The sequence below is a fragment of the Flavivirga algicola genome (assembly GCF_012910715.1).
Lineage (GTDB): Bacteria > Bacteroidota > Bacteroidia > Flavobacteriales > Flavobacteriaceae > Flavivirga > Flavivirga algicola.
Map to the genome: position 1 here is coordinate 143,527 of NZ_JABBHF010000004.1, position 22,781 is coordinate 166,307.

Genomic DNA, 22,781 nt, shown 5'->3' on the forward strand with positions numbered 1-22,781 from the left:
AAAATAGGATAAAATTATCCGAATTAAAATAATTATTATGGAAACAATACTTAAAGACTCGCAAAAACAGATCGGACAATTTGTTGCCGAAGATTTTAGAACCGCAGCTGTTTTTAGTAACTACGGCATAGATTTTTGTTGTCGTGGTAACAGAACAGTAGAGGAGGTATGTAGTAAGAATGGCATAGAGACAACCGAGCTGTTGGATAAACTTCACAGTGTTTTAAGTGCTACTGGAGGTGAGAATATAGATTATAAATCATGGCCGTTAGATTTACTGGTAGATTATATTGAAAAAAAGCATCATCGTTATGTAGAAGAAAAAGTACCTGTATTACTTCAATTTTTAAACAAGCTTTGTAGAGTGCATGGTGAAAGACATCCCGAGTTATTAAAAATCAATGAGCATTTTAAGGCGTCTGCGGGTGAGCTAGCAGCTCATATGAAAAAGGAAGAACTCATTCTATTTCCATTTGTTAAAAAAATGATTCATGCAACAATAGCTCAATCAGGAATACAAACACCACATTTTGGGACTGTTGAAAACCCAATAGCTATGATGAAGGATGAACATGATAATGAGGGTGTCCGTTTTAGAGAAATTGCAAAATTAACAAACAATTATACGCCTCCTGAAGATGCATGCAACACTTTTAGAGTGACTTATGCCATGTTAGAAGAATTTGAAAAAGATTTGCATTTACATATTCATTTGGAGAATAATATTTTATTTCCTGAGGCCATTAAATTAGAACAACAATTTGATTGATAGCAAGGTTGTATTAATAACCCGAAAATTCCAGAAAGACATTTTATTTCTTTCTGGAATTTTAATTTTAGGGCATGTTATGTCCATTCAGAGCGTATTTAATAACCTTTCCTATTGTTTGGTTATAGGTTAATGAAAGCTATTCAAATTCTTAGGCTCTACCTCTCTCTGAAAGACAAATAACTTTTACCTTTAAACAGAGAAATTAGATTGCTATGTTAAAAAAAAGTGTCATTGTATGTTTAATTAATTTTCTAATAGCAGCTTTAATGGGTTTAATATTGCGATATACACCTATTAATTCAATACATTTAAATTATAGATTTTTAATACATGCACACTCGCATGTGGCCATGTTGGGATGGGTCTATTTAATGCTGTTCACACTCATCGTGCATTATTTTGTTCCCGAAAAAAAATCTATATATAATCGTTTATTTTGGCTTACAGAATTTGCAGTTGTTGGTATGATGCTTAGTTTTCCTGTGCAAGGATATGCTTCAGTTTCCATATCGTTTTCTACTTTGCACATATTATGTAGTTATTACTTTGTTTATCTTATCTGGAAACATCAAAAAACAGAGTCCTTAGTAACTCGCTATTTGTTAAAAGCCTCGTTGTTTTTCATGCTCTTATCTACAATAGGTGTTTGGTGTCTAGGACCAGCAGTATCCATGTTGGGACAGGCTTCTGCGTTTTATCAAATCGCAATCCAATTCTTTTTGCATTTTCAATTTAATGGCTGGTTTTTAATTGCTGTTTTTGCTATATTTTTTCATGTATTAAAGATTAAACACTCTAAGGAATTTAAACGCTTTTTTAGGCTTTTAACGTTATCAACTGTTTTAACTTTAGCCTTGCCAGTACAATGGTTTGTTGATTATAATACTGCTTTACTATGCATTAATATGATTGGAGTTAGTCTTCAATTAGTAATGTTATTTTTCTTTTTAAAACTAGTAGTTCCGAAATTAAAAATCCTTTTTAAGAAGCAATCAAAACTTATAAAGTTAGTATTTGTTTTTGCGATGTGTTGTTTAACCTTAAAAACGGTTTTAAACTTAGTAACATTAATTCCTGAATTTTCGATTGTGGTTTATGAGCATCGTAATTTTATTATCGGATTTATCCATTTAGTTATGCTAGGCATTATTTCTGGGTTTTTAGTGGCATTCATTTTGCAAAGCCCATTGGTCACATTTAAGAAAACCTTAAATATTGGAATTGCCACTTTTATTTTGGGCTTTATTTTTACCGAATTAATATTGGGTATTCAAGGGTGCATGTTTTACTTTGGAAGTGAGATATTACCAAATTATTATCAATTATTATTTCTGGCAAGTTTATTAATACCTCTTGGAATTATTTTTATTATTGTTAATGTTATAAGAACAAAACGGGTTGTTATTGATTAGGCATTATTTAAAAAATTATATAAGACATATTTAAATAAAAATTTCGTCCTTGTCTAGAAATGTTATTCCAATCTGCATAGGTTGAATAATTGGCATCTAAAATATTTTCAATACCGTATTTAAAGACTAACCTGTTATTTCTTAAATGGAATATGTTACCCATATTGAGGTTTAAAATAGCATAGGCAGGTGTTTCATCTTCACCATAAAAGCTACTGTACTCACTTTGATTGCCATTGCCTTCTAATTGTAAAGCGGCATTAAATTTTTGAGTGCTATAATTTATTTCAGCCAGATATGAAAGCGGTCTGATTAAAGACAAGTTTGTGTTATTGCTTCCTACACCATAATTGTACCCTATAGAACTATTAAATGATATTTTTTTCGAAATGTCATAACTTGTATTAAGGTAAGTATTAAAAATGGAAGCATGCTTTAAAGCTTCATATATTCTTACCCCGTTAGCACCAATGGTCATTGGATTTACGGTATCATCGATTTCTCCAATAATATAATTTGATACATGAAAGAAAGAGGACACGATACCTAATTTTAAGGCTTTGAATTTAAAGTTGATCTTGGAATTAAATTCTAAAGCCTTTTCATTTTTTAAATTTGGGTTGCCTATATAATCATAATTATCAAAACTATTAAATAAGAAAAAACCATAACCTTCACTAACGGAAGGAGCTCTTTCTCCATAGCCAATACCCAAGGTGGCATCAAATTTGTCCTTTTTAATAGTATATTCTCCAGAAAGGCTTAGTAGAAAACGGTTTTTAGAATCGCTAATATCTGGATGAAATATTTGTAGACTTTCTACACCAACTTTTTTTGCGATTTTATTTTGATGAAAACCAAGCCTTAATGATGTAGAAATTGATTCTTTGGCGTTTAAAGCAATGTTGTCATTGATAAATAAACCAGTATAAAGCGTTCTAATATCTGGCCAGGTATACATAAACATATCTGGTTGGTTAGGATCGTTTGGATACATGGTCATTTCTGCCAACGACTTGTTGTAAAATCCATTAAGGTTGACAAGCAGATTGTGTTTTTTTTCTTTTAGAGTCACTTTACTATAAAACCCATAGGTATCACTCCATCCAGGCATATCCATTCGTATAGGTACTTCTGGACGATTACTATCGTCCATAATATGCGTTATGGTGTTAAAGTACAGTTTAGATTCTAATGATTTTACCCTAGTAACATCGTTTTTATACCTATGGGTTACAGATGTTATTAAAGCTTCAGCTAAAGAAACATCCATTGGTAAGGCTGGGTAACCAACATCTGTGGCTTTATCGTATATAATGTTTGATTCTAATGTGTGATTATTAGCTAGTTTATAGCCACTTAGAAGTGATATGTTGTACTTCTGAAATTGAGAATATAATATTTCTTCTTTATCTCCAGCTTTATAATTATCCGATTTACGAAATATAGCATCTGTGTTTAAGTAAAATTTATTACTGGAATATTCTAAGTCTAAACCAGTAGTTTTATAATCACCATTGGTTTCGTAACCTAAATCAATATTAGTTTTTAAACCAGAATTATAAAATTTAGAAGGCGCAATTTGTAGGTCTATGCCACCACCAACACAATGACCGTTTTCGGCACCTTCTTGTCCAGAATTGATACTTACCTGTTCTAGATTAGATACGTCTACATAAGATGTAATAGGATCCATTTTATCGGTACAGGCACCAAAAATTTGCATCCCGTCTATGGTTACATTTAATCTATCGCTCATCATGTTATTTATAGAAGGCTCCCAGGCATAATTACCTCGTTTTATCATGGTTACCTTGTTTGCTTTTTCTAAATAAGCATCTATACTTGACAAGGTTTTTTCCTGACGGTAGTTACTTAATTTACGTTGTGCAATAACAATAGTTTCTTGCAATAATGTGGTATCTTTTTTCGTTTCAGATTGGGTTTCCTGCGAAAAAACGAGGTTGCAGCAAAGTGTGCACATACTTATTATGAAGAATCTTTTCATGATGAAAGGAATTATCAAGTTAAAAATGTCCAAAAATGTCATTCAGATTGACTTGTACTAAGTGTAGCTTAAGTAAGCAAAGTATTTCATTTTCTTCAAGTTAAGTGAAAATGGAGATTTCATATTGCTATCACATTTATCGAATTGTCAAATAGAACTGAAAAAATAATATAGATTCTTTAGCTGTTCTTCTTTCTGAATGACACTTTTTTGACTAAGTCATTAAAATTCTAACTCTAAGTAAAGTGAGCTTTTTTCGTTAGATTCTGTAATATCTTCACCCTTTAAAACAGTACCCTCACCGTTCTTCAGTTTTAAGTTTAACACCCAGTAACCGGTCATTGTTAACGATAAATTGCCATGATACATATTGTCTGTTGAGTTATAACTTAAATCGGTATTGTTAGGCGAACTGTGATTCCCCATCCCTGGCATTCTAGGGTCTAACATGATCGTATAATCTTGCACAACAGGGAAAGACACCATACTTTCCATTTTATATAATCCAACCATAAGATCGTTAATACCGATAATAGGGTCTTTAGGGTCGATAAGTGCTACGATATAACTTTTACCATCACTTCCTATAAAATTTGTTACATTTTGCTTTTCAGATTGTGTTACAGAAATAGTATCGGTGGCCGTATAATCTTCACCATTTATGTTGTAATTAAATGTTAATGACCACCCAGAACCATCGGTATTAGTCATTTGGTATATTACGATCCCCTGATAGAGCGTTTTCTTATCTGCTATTTTTGTAATGGTTGATTTTGGGCAAGAGTGTTGCATGGATGGCATTTGCATCATTGGAGTCCATGAGATGTTTGCATTTTCCAAATAAGAATTGTCGGTATGGTCTTTAATTCTTATGGTAACATTGTTATAACCTGTATTAAACTTTCCAGCTTTGTTATATAATTCAATAGAGTGATCGTTGTTTGTAATCTCTTGAATTTTAACAAGACCTTCAACTTCATTTATTACTGGAGTCTCATCGTCATTGTTAGAACACGCTGTTGTGAAAAGAGTTATAAATAAGATTGGTAATATATACTTTAGTTTCATTTTTAATGTTTTAATTTTTTTTGAAAAATATGTAGATACTCTGTCTGGCTCATTTATACGAACCAGAAGCATAGATAAAAACCGTAAGGTTTTTGTAAAAAAACTTAACTAAGTATTGGAGGAGGTGTTTCTACCTCTAGAAGTGTTTTTACGATTTTGGATACGTTATATGATAAGTTAACTCGAGGTAATATGAATTTATTAGGATAATTGTCTAATATATCTGAAGTAAAAATACAGTAAGCATCCAGTGCGACTCTTTTGTTTTCTTGAGCTGGAATTTTGTTATTGGAATCGGGGTTGTTTTTTGCCAGCTGCTTTTTTAAATGACATTTACCGTTACAACCTTGTTGATTTTCTTTTTGAATACATAATGTTTTGGCAATAAAGTCTTGATTAATAATAAAATCACCAATAATGGTCAAGGTATTAATGTTATGTGCAAATAACATAATTACCAAAACGAATGCTATGATTTTATATATTAAAACTTTAATCATGCCGCAAATTTAAAATATTATTATGTGTAAAAATATGATTCATATCATTCAATTGCGAAGTGTTTAAAATACGTATCTATATAAATTTGTAACTTTAAAAGAGCCATTTTTTTTATAGTATTGTCCTTGCCTTCTTTAAGAACAGAGATTTCATTCAGTATAGGGACTAAAACAATATGTAGTTGATCATGGGACTTCCCTGTCATAGAGCAATTTTTAATGATATAGCTGGTTTGTTTTGATAGTAATTCGCCTAAGTTTGAGTAGTTCTTATCCTTCGATTTATTAAAATTCTTAATCAAAACGTCCATCTTGGTAACGCCTATGTGTGTTTCGTTGTTGACAAACCATGGTTTTCCTTCATTAAATATTAATTCTTCAAGAGCAGGGTCTGTTTCGATATTAGGCTTATTATTTTTACAACTATAAGTGGTGGCAATAATTAATAGTATTAATATCAAGTTTTTCATAGGTCTTAACAGTTAAAAGTCTTTCTTTTTTGACTTTATTACAATTAGCAATACAGGTAAAATAACCCAAATAGTTAGCATTATAAAAGATATAGTGAGCCCAAAACCAGTTCCAAAAAACTTTTTAAATACCGCACCTGTATATCCTAATAATGCCGAAATATCCAGTTTTAATAAAATAAGTGTTCGGGATAAATCTATAGGGTTTAACATGGTACCTACTAAAGATAGTTTGTCTAGTGGGTAATCTTCAAATAGTATGAGGGACATTAAAAATAAACCATCGTAAATAATGGCAAGAAAGAGCCAAAGTAAAATGGCGTATCCAAAACCTTTAATCTTGTTTTCATTTATTAGTGCAATATTAAAAGCTAATGCCGTAAAAATTAGTGTTAAAAATGTCCCTGTAATAAGCAGTAAGGAGAAATCCCAAATAGCATTCGATTTGAATAATCCATAGAAAATAAATGGTATACCTAAACCTAAAATTAAGCTCATAGATAGTGAAATAGCGACACCTAAATATTGTCCCAAAAAAATAGATGAACGCTTTAAAGGTTGTGCTAACAATAGCTCTGTAAATTCTTTGGAATTATAATAGTACATGACACCAAAAATAGTGCCTATTAGTGGGACTAGTACGATAATAACATTCATTAGAGTAATGACAGCTTTCGATAAATCATTATTAAGAAATAATAAAACAATGCTAAGTAACAGATAAAAAGCAAAATATACATAACTCCAACGGCTGCGCATCAAATCGAAAAAACTGTATTTTAGTATTTTAAGCATAATTCTCTGTTAAAATGGATGCGATGGCATGTTCAAAATCTGGCTGCTTTGTTTTGTTCTTTAATTTTGAAATAGATCCTCTAAAGTGGATCTGTCCTTCTAAAAGAAATACGATTTCATCTGAAACCTCTTCAACAAAACTCATAATATGTGAGGTAATTAAGATGGTTTTTCCTTTTGCTTTTTCTTTCTGAATTAAATCCTTTAATCGGATGAGCGAAATAGGGTCTAAACCTGTAGTTGGCTCATCCATAATGATTAAAGGGCTATCAAACATAAAGGTTAAAACTAGATTTACTTTTTGTTTGGTGCCGCCAGAAAGGGTTCCTAATTTTTTGTCTAAAAAAGGCTCCAATGTAAAAAGTTCGATTAAATGCCGGTCCTCATTGGTGTCTCCACGTAAGTCTTTTATCATTTTAATAAGCTCTTTAACTTTTAAGTTGTTAGGGAAATTGGCAATTTGTGGTAAATAGTCTATTTTATGTCTGTAACCAGAGTTGTTTTTAATGTTTTCTCCAAGTACACTAATGCTTCCTTTATTTGGAATAACCATGCCTAAAATAGACTTAACAAGCGTAGTTTTTCCAGAGCCATTTGGCCCAAGGATGGTAACAATCCCGCCTTCTGTTATGTTTAAGTTAACACCACTTAAGACACTATTCTTATTGAATTTTTTATGTAAATTTTCAATGCTTACCATGTTGCCTTTTTTATTAATGGGTTGTTGTCTAATAAATTGTCGGGCGTAAAAACTGGCGAGACTTTTTCAGAAAAGTCAATAATATCAATAAATAGGCTGCGTAGTAGGATAATTGTTTCTGGAGTTCTATTTACAATGTAGGAGAATAGTTTTACAGGTCTATATGGCACATCACCAATACCATCTTTATCTAAATCGTAACCTGTATAACTGGTCCAATAATTTTTATCAAATACATTGTCATTTACCTTGCTATTATATGAGATATCGAAAGAATTGTATAGGAAGTTGTTTTCTATGAAACTGTTTGTATAACAAGCACCACGAACTTTAATTGCCCATCCGTTATTAATAAAATTATTGTTTTTGTAAACAATACGGTTTGAGCCTTCAATGTTAATACCGATAGTGTTTTCTTCAAAAGTATTTCCCGTAATTTCTGCATCATTTATTTCTTTTAAAAGCATACCATAGGATGCTGTTCCCCAGTTTTCTTTAAAAATATTATCTAACATTTTTATTTTTTTTGAAAACATCACTGCGACGCCTGCACCATTTTTTTCAAAGGTATTATCTTGGTATATGTCGTTATTAGAAAACATAAAATGTAAACCGTATCGTAGGTTTTCTGTGCTCACATTATTTTTAATCAAACAATCATCGGAGAATTCTAAATAAATACCATCACGAACGTGTTGTACAAAATTATGTTCAATTTCGATATTATGACTGTACCATAGTTGAATGCCGTTTCCAGAATTATATTCTTCAATGGCATCTCCTATAATCTTGTTGTGAAGCACTTTTCCGTCACGCGATTTTTCCAGATAAATTCCAAAAAAGAGTTTTTCCAAAACTAAATTTTGAATCACAAAGTTTTTGCTTCTTTTTACTCGAATAGCAGCATAATCCTCAGTATAACTAGTTCCCACATTTATAATGAATAAACCATCAATAGTCACATTATCTGCAGTAACAGTTATAATTTCACCTTTTAATTCACCATCGATTACAGGATAGTTTTTACCAATAATGGTTAATGGTTTGTCAACCACAATATTGTACTCTTTATAAGTGCCTTTCTTAATCAAAATGGTGTCAAAATCTTTTGCTGTAGAAATGGCTTTTTTTAAGGTGGAAATAGCGCATGTGTTACAAATCTCAATATTTTGAGCATATGTAGGGTAGGCCATTAAAATGGCAATAAAAAAAAGCCATAAGTTTTTCATAATATTAGCCTTTAAAGTGTGCTAATAATTCGTTCCAATTGTATAGTGTTCCACCTTTTTCTTCCTGGATTTTTTTGGCGTCTTCTTCTGTTTTAAAAGCAGATAAGAATGCACCCATCGGACTAGGGATATTTTCGCTTATTAAGAATGTGGCTTGTGTAGCATCTATTAAAGCTTCTGGTGTTTTATAATCATTTGATAAATAGAGTTGTATCTTAGATGAGTCAAACTCTTTCATAAAATTGATCATGCATTCTGTAGCATCGAATTTATACACCTTGCCTTTTTTTGTAACAATTTCGGCAGCGTGAACTTTGTCTACAATTGTCATTTTGCAAAAATGGCAACCATCACTTCCATAATCGATGGCCTGTGGTTTTACATTACAGCTAAAGCAAAACAGCAGCAATAATATTATTGTTGAATAGTATTTTAGTGTTTTCATGTTTTAGTGTTTTTAGTTTTTGAGTATGTCTTACATAGTCACTGGTTTTTTATTGTTTTTCTTTCCAGTTAAGTAGGCTGTAAAAGAAGCAATGATTCCAAGCCCTAAGAAAAGTGCTCCTAATCTTGGGTAAGAATGTGCTCTAAAATTTAAAATGTCTTTACTCCCAAATAAAGGAGGTTGGAAACCCATAACACTACCATCCGGATTAGTAAATTTCATAATGGCCTTGGGGTCTAAATCATGACCATAGTCGTGTTCCCATAGATAGAAATCATAAAGCCCAGCACTACTTAAAACAATCATTAAAACAAACCAAAATAAGAACCATTTGTGGTTCCCTTTAAAGGCAATAATTAAACCTATAAGCGTTGTAATAATAATTCCTATAGGAAATATTTTAAACTCAGGAATAGCTTCTGGAATGTATTTCATGCCTACATAATGGTTCATTAAATTGATGTTTTTAATATCGTGCGGGTGTACATCAGAAAAATCATTAATATGAATATACATGCCCAGTGGAATAGGGTATTGTGGTGCTTCCAGCGTTATTTTCCAAAGCGGGAAAAAGAATAGTCCCAATGGCAATAATGAAGCAATAAGCATAATGACATTTGATCTTTTCATCTGTAGAACATTTAGCAATTGATATCGTAGTGTTTAAAAAGAAAGGCGAGAGCGAAATGATTAACCCTCGCCTTAAATAGGGAAATAAACACTAAAACAAAATTCCCCTAATTCCAATTATTCTATATCCTCTCCAAGTGACCATTTTAATGGGGTATTGGAATTTGCTGGAGATACGCGAACGTATCCTTGCATTTCTTGGTGTAATGCCGAACAGAAGTCTGTACAATAAAAAGGCCATACGCCTATTTGTTTAGGTTCCCATAAGAAAGTCTCGGTCTGTCCTGGCATGATTAGTAATTCTGAGGTATTGGCTCCAATCATACTTACTCCATGAGGAACATCGTAATCTTGTTCTAAATTTGTTATATGGAAATATACTTTGTCACCTACTTTGATACCTTCAATATTGTCTGGTGCAAAGTGACTACGTATCGTGGTCATGTAAACATGAACCGTTTTGCCATCTCTTACAACTTTCGCATCTGCTTCGTTTAAAGTAGCATAAGGATGTTTGTTATCTTCTAATTTGAAGAGTTTTTTAGAACGTGGTTTTACTAGATCAGCAGGACAACCAGCAGCATAATGAGGTTCGCCAACAGTTGGAAAATCTAATAACAGTTCCATTTTCTCTCCAGAGATATCGTAGAGTTGAGCCGATTGTGTCACTTCTGGTCCAGTGGGTAAATAACGGTCTTTGGTAATTTTATTCATAGCCACTACATATTTACCAAACGGCTTTTGAGAATTTCCTCCAGGAATCATTAAGTGACCAACGGAGTAGTAGCAAGGTTGTCTGTCTACAACTTCCCAGGTCCCTAATTTCCATTTTACAACTTCAGAAGAAATAAAGAAAGTTGTATAGGCATTCCCTTTGCCATCAAATTCGGTATGTAAAGGTCCTAAACCTGGTTGCTCTACAACCCCAGCTAATACATCTTCAAAATTTAAAATAGGAATACCATAAGCATCACCAGCCACTTTATTATTTTCGATAGCATTCAACATTTTGGTAAAAGAATGTACGGTTAAATTGGCAGATAATTTTCCGTTCCCTACTATGTATTCTCCTGTTGGATCTACATCACAGCCATGTGGTGATTTTGGTGTTGGTAAAAAATAAACGGCTCCAGGGACATCTAAAGGGTTTACAATACGTACTTCTTTTTTCATAGTTGAAGTAGCAGAATGTGTTGCTTCATCATACACATTATGTGCATAATTTGCTGGCATCATGGTACCGCCACCATTATTTACATATTCTTCAATTTTTTTCCAGTTAACAGCGGCGATAAAATCTTTGTCATTTTGAGACGCATTTACTTCCATAAGCGTACTTGCTTCTTCTGTGTTATAGGTAGTAAAGAAGAACCAACCATGAGATTTTCCACGGCCAGGGTGAGATAAATCATAGTCAAAACCAGGCATTATTAATTGAAATTTAATATCCATATGCCCATGTTCGGGGTCTATAGATATAAAAGAGAGTGATCCTTTAAAGTTACCTTTATAGTCTTTTATAGGCATGTCTTTTTGAGGGATTGGTACAGAGAATCGTGTTCCAGCAACAACATATTCTGAATTTTCAGTTACAAAAGAAGAACTATGGTTACCAGCGCTGTTGGGGACCTCAATAATTTCTGTAGTTTCAAAAGTAGACAAGTCTATTTTTGCAATACGAGGGGTGTTATTTCCATTAATAAACACCCAACGCCCGTCTACAACACCATTTGTTTGGGAAATATCTGGGTGGTGAGCATCATCCCATGGTACAAAACCATGTGATGTATTTAGCATAGGCTTAGTTTCTTCATTGTATCCATAGGCCTTCTCGGCATCTTGAGAGAATACGGGAATGACTTTAAATAAACGCCCAGAAGGCAAACCATAAACAGAAAGTTGTCCACTAAAACCACCAGATATAAAGGCGTAGAATTCGTCATGTTCTCCAGGAGCAACATAAACTTTTTCTGCTGCACTACTCGAAAGTGCTCCAGAATTAGATTTTGATGATGCATTATCACAGCTTGTAAATGCTACAAGAACACTTAATAATACAAGAGTTGATTTTAAAATATTCTTCATTGTCTTATAAATTTAGTTAGCGTTTTTTAATTGAAAAGGGTTCTGGAAATCCTTTTATTTATTCCGCAGGAGGTAATAATACTTTATCAATAACATGTACAATACCATTACCTGCTGGTACACTTGCGATAATTTTTGCGCCACCTATTAGTGGTTCTCCATCTACAACTTCTACTTTAACATAACCGTTGTTAGCTTGTCCTAATTTCTTGAATTTTTTGAGAAAATCTTTTGAATAGTTTCCTGGTGTTACGTGGTATTTTAAAATATTGGCTAAAGCGTCTTTGTTTTCTGGCTTCAACAAATTTTCTACTGTGCCTTCAGGTAAGGCGTCGAACGCCTCGTTTGTTGGAGCAAATACCATTAATGGCCCAGCGTTTACTAAAGCATTTTCCAATTCTGCTGCCTGAACAGCTGCGACTAAAGTTGTATGGTCTTTAGAGCCAATGGCTATGTGCAAAACTGTAGGTTTTCCTTCATCATCCTTAATAAACGCTTGCCCAGATTTTTTTTCTGGAGATGTTACCTCTTCAGGTTTTGTACTTGTTGGAACTTCTTTGTTTTCGTTTTTACAAGCTGTGAATGTTACAACGCACAGCAACATGAGAATAATCTGCTTTAATGTTTTCATCGGTTTGTATTTAGTGTTAGTTAGTAACCAAATCAACCTGCTGGTTGGCAGGTATAATTCGTATACAAAATATTTCAGGATATGCCGAAATTTTCAATGATGCTTATTTCATTACAATTTATTTTAATGTTCTAAAATATTCTAATACTGCTCTGGCATCTTCTTCAGATAAATTTTGATTTGCCATAGGAGAACCATTAAATTCAATAAGCAATGCTTTTGCTAATGGATCTTTTTGTACCATTTCATCTGGATTCAAGATCATATTCATGACCCATTCAGGGGAACGTCTAGTCAAAATATTTTTTGGTGATGGTCCAATGAATTTTTTATCTGTTCTGTGACAAGCCGTACACATTTTCTTGAATACATCGGCTCCTTGAGTTGCCATAGTTTGATCGACTTCGGAAGGCAGGCTGATAGACGAGATAGGACCAATGCCTTTATTCTCTAAATCTACTTTTTTTGAAGCCGGTACAGTCGATTCAACTTTTTTTGCTTTTTGTTCTGTAGGTGCCTTTTTTTCATAAGAGAAACCTGCTTTCTTTTTTTCTTCCTTGCCTCCACAACTTATTAGAAGAGGTACAAGTAATACTATGGCTATGTTTAGTGCTTTTTTCATAATTGATTTTGGTTTAACATCACAAATTTAATACCCTGCACATCAATAAAATATGATAAAAATCATATTCAAGACAAAAACATCCTTTTTATATTTGTTCTAGATTTACTATATTTTAAAAATGTTATCGAACTCATCAAAATATGCCATTAAGGCGGTATTATTTTTAGCTTTAAATAGCAACGAAAAAAATAAGGTTATGGTTAAGGATATTTCTCAACCTATAAATGTACCCCAAGCTTATATTGCCAAATTGTTGCAAGCACTGGTTAAGGAAAAAATAATATCCTCTACTAGAGGACCAAAGGGAGGTTTTTATTTGGATGAAATAAATTTAAACCATTCTATAATGAATATTGTAAATGTTATAGACGGTGAAAAAAAATTAAATTCTTGTATGATGAGTTTGAAAAAATGTAATGAAGAAAAACCTTGTCCATTACATAACATATTAAGCCCATCAAGGAGTAACATATTAAATAATTTAAAGTCTAAAACCATTAAAGATGTAATTAAGGAAGTTAAATTAGGAAATGCTTTTCTTCCACTTTGAAGTTACAGCATAATCTATCACAAAAGGGATCCCAAGGGACTATATAAATACTTTTGCTTATCTCAAAAGTAATGTTTCCATTTCTGTAATTGGATTTAAGAAATAAAGCTGGAGATGGAGACCAATAATTGTCGTCAGGAACATTCAGGTTAGTATTATAGAGCCTATCAACATTAAGTTGTTCGAAATTCGGCCGACAATTGTAATTCATTAATAACGATGAGTAATCTACCTCTAAAACTGACATAACTCCAAAAAAATAGTTAGCTCTTGCTTACACCAATAAATAATTTAAACCAAAAACAATAAGGATCATTAAAGTTATTTTTTTATTAATGCTGAGAAATGTCTTCATTAAAATTAGAAATCATTAAAAAATTAACAGGTTATAATAATATATTCATTAAAAGCATGCTGTGCACTTATAAATGTAGTCAAAGAAACATCTAATTTTGGCAAAAGTTGTATTTTTGGTGAATATTTTGACTAACCTACACGGGATTAAAAATAACAATGGATAAATTTTCATTTTTAAACGCAGCACACACAGCATATTTTGCTGATTTATACGATCAATATTTACAAAATCCAGACTCAGTAGAGCCTAGCTGGAGAGCCTTTTTTCAAGGTTACGATTTTGGTAGCGAGAACTATGGGTTAAGTGGTGAGATTATAGAAGGTGTTTCTACTCAAATACCAGAACATGTTCAGAAAGAATTCAACGTAGTTAGGCTTATTGATGGTTATAGAATGCGAGGCCATTTGTTTACCAAAACAAATCCTGTAAGAGAGCGTAGAAGTTATTCACCTACCTTAGATATAGAAAATTTTGACCTTTTAGAAAGCGATTTAGATACTGTTTTTAATGCAGGTGAAATCTTAGGTATTGGCGCTAAAACATTACGTGAAATAATTATTCACTTAGAGAAGATTTATTGCAGCTCTATAGGTGTTGAGTACATGTATTTGCGAAATCCAGAGGTTATTAAATGGTGGCAGGAACAGCTTAATAAAAATAATAACCATCCTGATTATTCAGCTGAAACTAAAAAATATATTCTTTCTAAATTAAACCAGGCCGTTACATTCGAAAACTTTTTGCAAACCAAATACGTAGGGCAAAAACGTTTTTCTTTAGAAGGAGGGGAATCTTTAATACCAGCTATCAGTAATGTACTTTTTTATTCTGTTGAAAAATATGGTGTAAAAGAATGTGTTTTAGGAATGGCACATCGAGGTCGTTTAAGTACTTTGGTTAATATTTTTAGAAAACCGCTGAATGAACTTTTTAGCGAGTTTGATGGCAAAGATTTTGAAGATGAAAATATAGATGGAGATGTAAAATACCATTTAGGTTTAACTTTAGATAAGACCTACCAAAATGGGAAAAATATTAAGATGAATTTGGTTCCAAATCCATCACATTTAGAGACTGTTGCACCAGTTGCCGAGGGGATTACACGTGCCAAGATAGATGCCGATTATAATGGTGATAATTCGAAGATAGTTCCAATTATAGTACATGGAGATGCCGCTATTGCTGGTCAAGGAGTGGCTTATGAAGTAAGTCAGATGAGTCAGTTAAATGGTTATAAGACTGGAGGGACTATTCATATTGTAGTGAATAATCAAATTGGTTTTACCACAAATTATCTAGATGCACGATCTAGTACTTATTGTACAGATGTCGCTAAAGTGACCTTATCGCCAGTTTTACATGTTAATGCAGATGATGCAGAAGCTGTGGTACATGCTGTTGAAATGGCTTTAGAGTATAGAATGCGCTATAAAAAAGATGTCTATATAGATTTATTAGGATACCGTAAATATGGTCATAACGAAGGAGATGAACCTCGTTTTACACAGCCTAAGCTTTATAAAAATATAGCAAAACATTCCAATCCGTTTAAAATCTATTCAGATAGGCTTATAGCTGAAAAAACAATAGATAAAGCTTATGTAGATAAGATTGTTGCAGATTTTAAAGAGACCCTAGAAAAGGAATATGCGAAATCTAAAGAGGCAGATTCTTCAAAAGTTAGGGAGTTTATGCAAGAGCGTTGGACAGCATTTGAACGTAAAGGTATCGATGCCATGTTTGAAACTATAGAAACAACGTATCCTAAAAATAAACTGGAAGGTATTTCGAAAATAGTTTCGACCGTTCCGGAAGGGGTTAAATTTTTACGAAAAGCAGAACGAATTCTTGATGGACGTAAAAAAATGGTTTTCGAAACCGATTTGCTTGATTGGGGAATGGCAGAAACTTTAGCCTATGGTAGTTTGATGGAAGAAGGTTTCAATGTGCGTATTTCAGGTCAAGATGTAGAACGCGGAACGTTTAGTCACCGCCATGCCATTTTGCGCGATGAAATATCTGAAGAACGTATTAACTTACTAAATACAAACCCAGAGAATAAAGGGAATATGGATATTTATAATTCCTTTTTATCCGAGTATGGTGTGCTGGGTTTTGATTATGGTTATGCCATGGCCAATCCAAATACGCTAACTATCTGGGAAGCACAGTTTGGAGATTTTAGTAATGGAGCGCAGATTATATTTGATCAATATTTATCGGCAGCTGAAGATAAATGGAAAGCCCAAAATGGTATTGTGGTTTTATTGCCTCATGGGTATGAAGGACAAGGGTCTGAGCATTCATCAGCGAGAATTGAACGGTATTTACAATTGTGTGGGCAAGACAATATGATTGTTGCAGATTGTACTACACCAGCAAACTTTTTTCACTTATTGCGTCGTCAAATGAAACGTGATTTTAGAAAGCCATTAATCGTATTTACACCTAAAAGTTTATTGCGTCATCCAAAAGCTGTATCGTCAATAAACGAATTGGCACATGGTAAATTTGAAGAGGTTATCGATGATACAATAGTGCCTGAGCAGGTGAAAAAATTGGTTTTTTGTACGGGTAAATTCTACTACGAATTATTAGCAGAAAGAGAAGTATTAGAAAGAGATGATGTTGCACTGGTGAGAATAGAGCAGTTGTTCCCATTACACCTAGAAAGTATACAAGCCATTATAAATAAATATTCGAATGTGGAAAAATATGTTTGGGCTCAGGAAGAACCTAAAAATATGGGAGCATGGAGTTTTATGGCACAACGTATGGATTTGGTTAAGTTAGAGGTAGCTTCAAGGCCATATAGCTCGGTACCAGCACCAGGATCCAGTACGCGAGACAAAAGAAGGCAACGTGTTGTCATTGATGCTGTGTTCAATAACTAAGTTTATATTAAAAAGAAATAATTCATATACAATTAAAATTATAAAGAATGATTTTAGAAATGAAAGTACCTTCGCCAGGGGAATCCATTACAGAAGTGGAAATAGCAACTTGGTTAGTGGAAGATGGAGATTATGTTGAGAAAGATCAGGCTATAGCTGAGGTAGATAGTGATAAAGCAACATTAGAACTGCCAGCAGAAGTTAGTGGAACCATTACGCTTAAAGCGGAAGAAGGTGATGCCGTTGCCGTTGGAGCAGTTGTCTGCTTAATTGATACAAGTGCAGCAAAGCCCGAAGGTGATGATGCTCCTCAAACAGAGAAAAAAGAAGAAACACCAAAAGCTGAAACGCCAAAAGTAGCAACTCCTGAAGCAAAAACATATGCAACAGGATCTGCTAGCCCTGCAGCTAAAAAGATTTTAGCAGAAAAAGGTATGGATGCAGCTTCTATTTCTGGTACAGGAAAAGATGGAAGAGTTACTAAAGAAGATGCTATAAAAGCAGTGCCTTCTATGGGTACACCAACAGGAGGTAACCGAGGAACGTCCCGAAGCAAAATGTCCATGTTACGTCGTAAGGTGGCAGAACGTTTGGTTGAGGCCAAAAATACAACAGCCATGTTGACAACCTTTAATGAGGTTGATATGTCTCCAATTTTTGCATTACGTTCGGAGTATAAAGAAACGTTTAAAACAAAACATGGTGTTGGCTTAGGCTTTATGAGTTTCTTTACATTAGCGGTTGTTAGAGCCTTAAAAATGTATCCTGCAGTTAATTCAATGATAGATGGAAAAGAAATGATAAGCTACGACTTTTGTGATATTAGTATAGCAGTTTCTGGACCAAAAGGGCTAATGGTTCCTGTAATGAGAAACGTTGAGAATTTAAGTTTTAGAGGTGTTGAAGCCGAAGTAAAACGTCTAGCAATTCGTGCCCGCGACGGACAAATTACAGTTGACGAAATGACAGGGGGAACTTTTACAATATCTAATGGTGGCGTGTTTGGTAGTATGTTGTCTACACCAATTATTAATCCACCGCAAAGCGGTATTTTAGGAATGCACAATATTGTAGAGCGTCCAGTAGCAATTAATGGAAAAGTAGAGATACGTCCAATTATGTATGTTGCCCTTTCTTATGACCATAGAATTATTGATGGTAAGGAAAGTGTTGGGTTTTTAGTTGCTGTAAAAGAGGCTTTAGAAAATCCAGTAGAATTATTAATGAACAATGATATCAAGAAGGCTTTAGAGCTTTAACTAGAATCCCATCAAAATAAAAAAGGAGCTATCAATTATACTTGGTAGCTCCTTTTTCTTTAACTGAATATAATAACTAACTAAAACACATTATAAGGTTTATCGAAATAACAATAATTACTAAAACAGCTAATCCTATCATACAGTATTTATCAATAACATTGTTATCTTTTTCCATTCTTATTTTACTTTAAATTTATTGTTTACCCTCAAAGTTTGTATTAAAAACTCTGCGCTTATGCAACACAGAGTTTTGTGAAAATTCTCTCTCTCTAAAGAATTAATTAATAGCAGCGTAAAGGTATGTTGCATGTATGAAAAAAAAAATACGCAGTTCTACGTATTTTTAATTGAAAAAAAATCCTTGACGCTCTGTATCTGGGTTTTATCTTAAATTTTCTGCGTGACTTGTATTAAATTTGTTGAAGCATACCTCCTCAAGGTTGTGTCCCGAAATAAGTTTGTTTCAAAAAGAAAGTGTATTTAAAAGATGAGTTTATTAAAAAGCGAAAGCTCTAAATCATAACAATTTAGAGCCTTCTATAATTCTCCCTAAGAACTAATTAATAGCCCTGTAAAGGTATGTCCTGAAAACGAGAAAAAAAATACGCAGTTCTACGTATTTTTTCTAAAAATGAACTTTATTTAAGTTAGCCCAAATTGAAAGCGAAGTAGGCCTATTGTCTAAGCCTAGTTTGGCAACTATATTACTTCTATGTTTGTCTACAGTACGGACAGAGATAGATAACTCTTGGGCTATATCTTGACTTGTTTTATTTTCGGAAATAAGCTTTACTATTTTTAGCTCAGATTTCGTTAACAGATTTAATGTGTCTGGTTTTTGTTCTAAACTACTTGCGTTTAAATAGGATGCAATTTCTTCACTAAAATATGGTGTGCCATTTACAACATGTTTGATACAAGTTTCAATTTCTTCGATGGCAAATTCTTTTAAGATATATCCAAAAACGTTAAACTCTTTGGCCTTGTCATAAAGCTCTTCCTCTTTATCAAAAGTGATAAGAATAACTTTAGTATTCAAATGGTTTTTTTTGCAAGCTTCGGCTATTTCCAAACCTGTTTTATGTGGCATTCTTATATCCAGAATGGCCAATTCCGGTTTTAGTTTTACAATAAGGTTATAGGCGGTATTTCCATCTTGAGCACTTCCTATAATGTTAAATCCTTTTGAAGTTAAAAAATCGGATAGACCTCTTAACATCAATGGATGATCGTCAGCAATCACTATTGAGGTGTTCATTACTTGAGGAGAGTTAAATGCTATTAATTAAAAATGTAAGATTATGTTTATATATATCCCTAAATATGTGTTTATAATTTTAAATATAGATATTTCTTTTCATAATCTATAATAGCTTTGGCTTTTTTTAAAATATCTGCTCCTATAATCCCGTCGACAGGCTTAGAATTATGATTTATTAAAGCAGTATTTACATGGGTGAGGTTAAATAAAACCAAAACGACTTTGTTATGTTTCCATTTACCAATTTTTAATTTATTTTTTTTGGACATTTTGGTGTCCATATCTATAGCACCAGCACCAGCAGCTTTAATAACAGAATCTTGAGTTTTTAGATTAAAGGTTTCAATGGCTTCAAATCCTACGCAAGAATTTGAGGCGCCAGTATCTAAAATAAATAAGCCTTTACGGCCATTTATGGTTGCTTTTATTTCAAAATGATTCGTTTTAGTAAGGTGTAACTTTACTTTAACATACTCTCTTTCATGGAGAAATTCCTGTAGTGTCTTTTCCATTAGGTTTTTTAATTCTCGACAGTAAAAGTAATATAATCAATAGGATAAACAGACTAATGAAGACATAAATTAATTTATTATCATTGACTGGTTCTGTTAGTTCACCATAGTAAACAAAGGCGCCCCAATAATAAGGCGATTTTTTTATATTACTAATGGTGTCATCTTTCAGGTAATCTAATTTTGATTGATGGTTGGAAATATTAGCAGATTTATTGTTGCTATAATTTTTATAAAAGGATTTCATGATTTTAGAAGTGGACAAATCATTTATCTGCCATAAAGAAAACAATAGGTTTTGCGCCCCAGCGTATTGAAATCCCCGAGCTATACTCATAGGGCCTTCACCTTTGTACAATTTCCCAATACCTGTTTCGCAAGCACTTAAAACGACAAGATCTGTGTTTAAATGGAGACTGTATAACTCATTTAGAAACATAGTTTCTTCGGCAAACTCAATATTTGCCGTAATAGAAAAATCACCACTACTAGCATGCGTAGATAAATGTATGATGTTGTAATTCGAACTGTTTTTAATAAAGGTCTTTTTTGTTGCCTGGTCCTTTAAAAAAAGAGTAGCATCCATTTCTTCCTTTATAACCTTTGCTTCATCAATAGAATAGATTAAGCTATTTTTTGTTTTTTCAAATACAGGAAAGATACCGAGAAGGTTATTTGCATTATTTTTTTTCTCCTTTTTTAAATAAAACACCGTGCTTGTATTATAAGCGATACTTTGTTTTTGCATGACAAAAGGCATTTTTGAAAAGTTTGTAGTATTTGTTTTAGATGTTAGTAATGCTTCAAATGGAATAAAATTTAATAGGCCGTCTGGGATAATGATAACATTTTCGAAACGTGATATTTTTGAAAGGTTTAAGGCATTATAAAGCTTGAAGGCAGAGTTAGTAAATTTGCTGATATCATTATTTATTGTAGAAGCATTATCAAATAAATGAATAAAATCTGCGATAGACTTTTTGGTAGCTTCATCCAAGCTAATTTTATTAAGCTCAATACCATCACTAGAAATTATAAATTGATAGATATTTTTTTTGCCATAAAAATATTCAACCAGAACAGCTTTATCTTTTAGTAACTGGATCTGGATATCATCAATCAGAAAATTAGGATCTTTTAAATTAGAGTATTTCTTATTTATAGCTTCTTTAAGTGTTTTTAATTTGGTGCTTATAGTATTTAGATTAGAGCTTAAAGTCGTTATTACAGATGCTTGAGATTTGCCTAATTGCTCATTGATTAGGAGATGCGTGATTTCTTCTTGTTCCTTAAATAAATGAGCTTCTTGAAGCAGTAAACTATCATTAGGATGCTGCTGTAAAAGCATTTTTTTTAGGGAGCGTTCCTTTAGTATTCCCGATTTATTTAATTCTGCATATTGAAAAGCAGAAAATAAAAGCGCATTATTTTTTGTGTTTTGATATTCGTTGAAAATAATGTCGATGCATTTTTCACTACGAATTCTATTTGCTGCTTGATTCGATATTTTGTTTTCCTGAGAAGTCCAATTGTCTTCTAATAACTGGGACACATAAAAACTTAAGTCGTAATAACTAAGTGTTAGTTTATGGTCTTCTTGAAGCGTAGCGTATAAATCAAAAATATCTATAAATGTATTTTCGGCATATAAGCTGTTCTTATTAAGCTGTTCAATATATTTTATATTAGGCAGCAAAGTTTGTAATGCTAAATTCAAACATTTCTTACCTTCACTTAATTTGTTTAATAGTTTGCAAAGTTGAGCTTCTTCTAAATAAAACTTAGCGAGTTTTCTTCTGGATAAGCTGTCTTTAGAAAGCTGTGTTTTTACCTTGTTGAAAGCCTTTAATGCTTCTACATAGTTGCCTTTTTGTAATTGAATTTGATAGTTGTTTCGATGCTGATTATAAGTGTTTTTATGAATTGTTTTAGGAATATCTGCAACGCTGCTTATTAGGTTTAATGCAATTTGACTATCAATATGTAATTGGATGATTTTTTGCTTTTGATACTTGTTTAGATTTTGTTTATTAAGGTAACTAGAAGTTAATTTTAATGCTGTTTCGTGTTTTCCGATGGTTTGATATAAGATGGATAGATTGATAGCACCACTCACTTGATGCTTGAGACGATTGCTTTTTTTGGCTAAGAAGATGTATTGCTTTATTATATTTTCGGCATTCGTATAATCCCCTGTTTTAGTGTATAAGTTTCCTAATGGGATTAGACAGCTTTCTAAAATATCGAAATCAGAAAATTCTGAAAGTTCGTTTGTTTTAAAACGGTTTAAAGCGTCCTCAAAAGTGATGATGGCTTCTTTTAATTGTGTATTTTGCTCTAAATAAAACCCTTTATGGCTTTGTAAAAAAACTAGGGCTAATTGCTCACCTTTACTTTTAACCTGTTTTTTAAATGCAGATTCTTGTTGGCTTAAAAGGTTTAGTGACGTATTATTTGGATTCTCAATAAATGTTTCGGCAGCAACATAAATACGCTCTTCTAAATTCTGAGAAAGTGCAGTGCCATAAATCAAAAAGAAAATGAAACTTAGTTTTTTCATAATAGTGAGCTGCT

20 protein-coding genes are annotated in these 22,781 nt (G+C 32.7%); 5 read left to right on the forward strand and 15 right to left on the reverse strand.

The window, feature by feature from the left end; translation table 11 throughout:
* The first annotated feature begins 37 nt into the window (after window positions 1-37).
* Together ric and HHX25_RS08135 are read left to right on the forward strand one after the other, a co-directional pair.
* On the forward strand, window positions 38-769 hold the full coding sequence (gene ric, locus HHX25_RS08130; protein WP_169672016.1) for an iron-sulfur cluster repair di-iron protein: 732 nt from the start codon (window positions 38-40) through the stop codon (window positions 767-769).
* A gap of 269 nt (window positions 770-1,038) precedes the next feature.
* Window positions 1,039-2,184 (forward strand): hypothetical protein, encoded by a 1,146-nt coding sequence (locus HHX25_RS08135; protein WP_240964394.1) that lies wholly within the window; start codon window positions 1,039-1,041, stop codon window positions 2,182-2,184.
* Between the two features lie 7 nt (window positions 2,185-2,191).
* Here the strand turns inward: HHX25_RS08135 and HHX25_RS08140 are convergent, their stop codons facing one another.
* The 12 genes from HHX25_RS08140 to HHX25_RS08195 form a co-directional block, all read right to left on the reverse strand.
* The gene (locus tag HHX25_RS08140; protein ID WP_169672019.1) at window positions 2,192-4,192 is read right to left on the reverse strand and encodes a TonB-dependent receptor plug domain-containing protein; all 2,001 of its coding nucleotides are present in this window, start codon (window positions 4,190-4,192) and stop codon (window positions 2,192-2,194) included.
* A gap of 222 nt (window positions 4,193-4,414) precedes the next feature.
* Window positions 4,415-5,260, reverse strand: coding sequence for a hypothetical protein (locus tag HHX25_RS08145; RefSeq protein WP_169672022.1), 846 nt, complete (start codon window positions 5,258-5,260; stop codon window positions 4,415-4,417).
* A gap of 104 nt (window positions 5,261-5,364) precedes the next feature.
* Window positions 5,365-5,760: a hypothetical protein gene (locus tag HHX25_RS08150; protein WP_169672024.1), complete on the reverse strand. Its 396-nt coding sequence runs from the start codon at window positions 5,758-5,760 to the stop codon at window positions 5,365-5,367.
* A gap of 44 nt (window positions 5,761-5,804) precedes the next feature.
* The gene (locus HHX25_RS08155) at window positions 5,805-6,230 is read right to left on the reverse strand and encodes a hypothetical protein (protein WP_169672026.1); all 426 of its coding nucleotides are present in this window, start codon (window positions 6,228-6,230) and stop codon (window positions 5,805-5,807) included.
* 12 nt (window positions 6,231-6,242) lie between these two features.
* Window positions 6,243-7,025 carry an ABC transporter permease gene (locus HHX25_RS08160; protein WP_169672028.1) on the reverse strand — a complete coding sequence of 261 codons (783 nt, stop codon included), beginning with the start codon at window positions 7,023-7,025 and terminating at the stop codon, window positions 6,243-6,245.
* Complete coding sequence (locus HHX25_RS08165; protein WP_169672030.1) at window positions 7,018-7,725, reverse strand: ABC transporter ATP-binding protein; 708 nt, start codon at window positions 7,723-7,725, stop codon at window positions 7,018-7,020. The genes HHX25_RS08160 and HHX25_RS08165 overlap by 8 nt, the downstream gene beginning before the upstream one ends.
* Window positions 7,719-8,954, reverse strand: coding sequence for a nitrous oxide reductase family maturation protein NosD (locus HHX25_RS08170; protein ID WP_240964399.1), 1,236 nt, complete (start codon window positions 8,952-8,954; stop codon window positions 7,719-7,721). The genes HHX25_RS08165 and HHX25_RS08170 overlap by 7 nt, the downstream gene beginning before the upstream one ends.
* A gap of 4 nt (window positions 8,955-8,958) precedes the next feature.
* On the reverse strand, window positions 8,959-9,399 hold the full coding sequence (locus HHX25_RS08175) for a nitrous oxide reductase accessory protein NosL (protein ID WP_169672032.1): 441 nt from the start codon (window positions 9,397-9,399) through the stop codon (window positions 8,959-8,961).
* Between the two features lie 30 nt (window positions 9,400-9,429).
* A complete protein-coding gene (locus HHX25_RS08180) occupies window positions 9,430-10,029 on the reverse strand; it encodes a hypothetical protein (RefSeq protein ID WP_169672034.1) in 600 nt (199 codons plus the stop codon).
* Between the two features lie 117 nt (window positions 10,030-10,146).
* Window positions 10,147-12,114, reverse strand: a complete 1,968-nt coding sequence (nosZ, locus tag HHX25_RS08185; protein ID WP_169672036.1) for a Sec-dependent nitrous-oxide reductase — start codon at window positions 12,112-12,114, stop codon at window positions 10,147-10,149.
* A 58-nt stretch (window positions 12,115-12,172) separates the two neighbouring features.
* On the reverse strand, window positions 12,173-12,745 hold the full coding sequence (locus tag HHX25_RS08190) for a fasciclin domain-containing protein (protein ID WP_169672038.1): 573 nt from the start codon (window positions 12,743-12,745) through the stop codon (window positions 12,173-12,175).
* A 118-nt stretch (window positions 12,746-12,863) separates the two neighbouring features.
* Window positions 12,864-13,367 carry a c-type cytochrome gene (locus HHX25_RS08195; protein ID WP_169672040.1) on the reverse strand — a complete coding sequence of 168 codons (504 nt, stop codon included), beginning with the start codon at window positions 13,365-13,367 and terminating at the stop codon, window positions 12,864-12,866.
* 121 nt (window positions 13,368-13,488) lie between these two features.
* Here HHX25_RS08195 and HHX25_RS08200 point away from each other — a divergent pair, with 121 nt between their 5' ends.
* From HHX25_RS08200 to odhB, 3 genes are all read left to right on the forward strand, one after another.
* On the forward strand, window positions 13,489-13,920 hold the full coding sequence (locus tag HHX25_RS08200; protein WP_169672043.1) for an RrF2 family transcriptional regulator: 432 nt from the start codon (window positions 13,489-13,491) through the stop codon (window positions 13,918-13,920).
* Window positions 13,921-14,433: 513 nt separating this feature from the next.
* A complete protein-coding gene (locus tag HHX25_RS08205; RefSeq protein WP_169672045.1) occupies window positions 14,434-17,172 on the forward strand; it encodes a 2-oxoglutarate dehydrogenase E1 component in 2,739 nt (912 codons plus the stop codon).
* Between the two features lie 47 nt (window positions 17,173-17,219).
* Window positions 17,220-18,431: a 2-oxoglutarate dehydrogenase complex dihydrolipoyllysine-residue succinyltransferase gene (gene odhB / locus HHX25_RS08210; protein WP_169672047.1), complete on the forward strand. Its 1,212-nt coding sequence runs from the start codon at window positions 17,220-17,222 to the stop codon at window positions 18,429-18,431.
* A gap of 628 nt (window positions 18,432-19,059) precedes the next feature.
* On the opposite strand, the gene HHX25_RS08215 is transcribed toward odhB, so the two are convergent.
* From HHX25_RS08215 to HHX25_RS08225, 3 genes are all read right to left on the reverse strand, one after another.
* The gene (locus HHX25_RS08215) at window positions 19,060-19,692 is read right to left on the reverse strand and encodes a response regulator (RefSeq protein ID WP_169672049.1); all 633 of its coding nucleotides are present in this window, start codon (window positions 19,690-19,692) and stop codon (window positions 19,060-19,062) included.
* 71 nt (window positions 19,693-19,763) lie between these two features.
* Window positions 19,764-20,207, reverse strand: a complete 444-nt coding sequence (locus HHX25_RS08220; protein WP_169672051.1) for a retropepsin-like aspartic protease family protein — start codon at window positions 20,205-20,207, stop codon at window positions 19,764-19,766.
* A complete protein-coding gene (locus tag HHX25_RS08225; protein WP_169672053.1) occupies window positions 20,176-22,767 on the reverse strand; it encodes a CHAT domain-containing protein in 2,592 nt (863 codons plus the stop codon). Before HHX25_RS08225 ends, HHX25_RS08220 begins: the two co-directional genes overlap by 32 nt.
* Between the last annotated feature and the right edge of the window lie 14 nt (window positions 22,768-22,781).

Coding starts and splice junctions, on each gene's coding strand:
- ric (WP_169672016.1), top strand. CDS start 38: ATGGAAACAATACTTAAAGACTCGCAAAAACAGATCGGACAATTTGTT.
- HHX25_RS08135 (WP_240964394.1), top strand. CDS start 1,039: ATGGGTTTAATATTGCGATATACACCTATTAATTCAATACATTTAAAT.
- HHX25_RS08140 (WP_169672019.1), bottom strand. CDS start 4,192: ATGAAAAGATTCTTCATAATAAGTATGTGCACACTTTGCTGCAACCTC.
- HHX25_RS08145 (WP_169672022.1), bottom strand. CDS start 5,260: ATGAAACTAAAGTATATATTACCAATCTTATTTATAACTCTTTTCACA.
- HHX25_RS08150 (WP_169672024.1), bottom strand. CDS start 5,760: ATGATTAAAGTTTTAATATATAAAATCATAGCATTCGTTTTGGTAATT.
- HHX25_RS08155 (WP_169672026.1), bottom strand. CDS start 6,230: ATGAAAAACTTGATATTAATACTATTAATTATTGCCACCACTTATAGT.
- HHX25_RS08160 (WP_169672028.1), bottom strand. CDS start 7,025: ATGCTTAAAATACTAAAATACAGTTTTTTCGATTTGATGCGCAGCCGT.
- HHX25_RS08165 (WP_169672030.1), bottom strand. CDS start 7,725: ATGGTAAGCATTGAAAATTTACATAAAAAATTCAATAAGAATAGTGTC.
- HHX25_RS08170 (WP_240964399.1), bottom strand. CDS start 8,954: ATGAAAAACTTATGGCTTTTTTTTATTGCCATTTTAATGGCCTACCCT.
- HHX25_RS08175 (WP_169672032.1), bottom strand. CDS start 9,399: ATGAAAACACTAAAATACTATTCAACAATAATATTATTGCTGCTGTTT.
- HHX25_RS08180 (WP_169672034.1), bottom strand. CDS start 10,029: ATGAAAAGATCAAATGTCATTATGCTTATTGCTTCATTATTGCCATTG.
- nosZ (WP_169672036.1), bottom strand. CDS start 12,114: ATGAAGAATATTTTAAAATCAACTCTTGTATTATTAAGTGTTCTTGTA.
- HHX25_RS08190 (WP_169672038.1), bottom strand. CDS start 12,745: ATGAAAACATTAAAGCAGATTATTCTCATGTTGCTGTGCGTTGTAACA.
- HHX25_RS08195 (WP_169672040.1), bottom strand. CDS start 13,367: ATGAAAAAAGCACTAAACATAGCCATAGTATTACTTGTACCTCTTCTA.
- HHX25_RS08200 (WP_169672043.1), top strand. CDS start 13,489: ATGTTATCGAACTCATCAAAATATGCCATTAAGGCGGTATTATTTTTA.
- HHX25_RS08205 (WP_169672045.1), top strand. CDS start 14,434: ATGGATAAATTTTCATTTTTAAACGCAGCACACACAGCATATTTTGCT.
- odhB (WP_169672047.1), top strand. CDS start 17,220: ATGATTTTAGAAATGAAAGTACCTTCGCCAGGGGAATCCATTACAGAA.
- HHX25_RS08215 (WP_169672049.1), bottom strand. CDS start 19,692: ATGAACACCTCAATAGTGATTGCTGACGATCATCCATTGATGTTAAGA.
- HHX25_RS08220 (WP_169672051.1), bottom strand. CDS start 20,207: ATGGAAAAGACACTACAGGAATTTCTCCATGAAAGAGAGTATGTTAAA.
- HHX25_RS08225 (WP_169672053.1), bottom strand. CDS start 22,767: ATGAAAAAACTAAGTTTCATTTTCTTTTTGATTTATGGCACTGCACTT.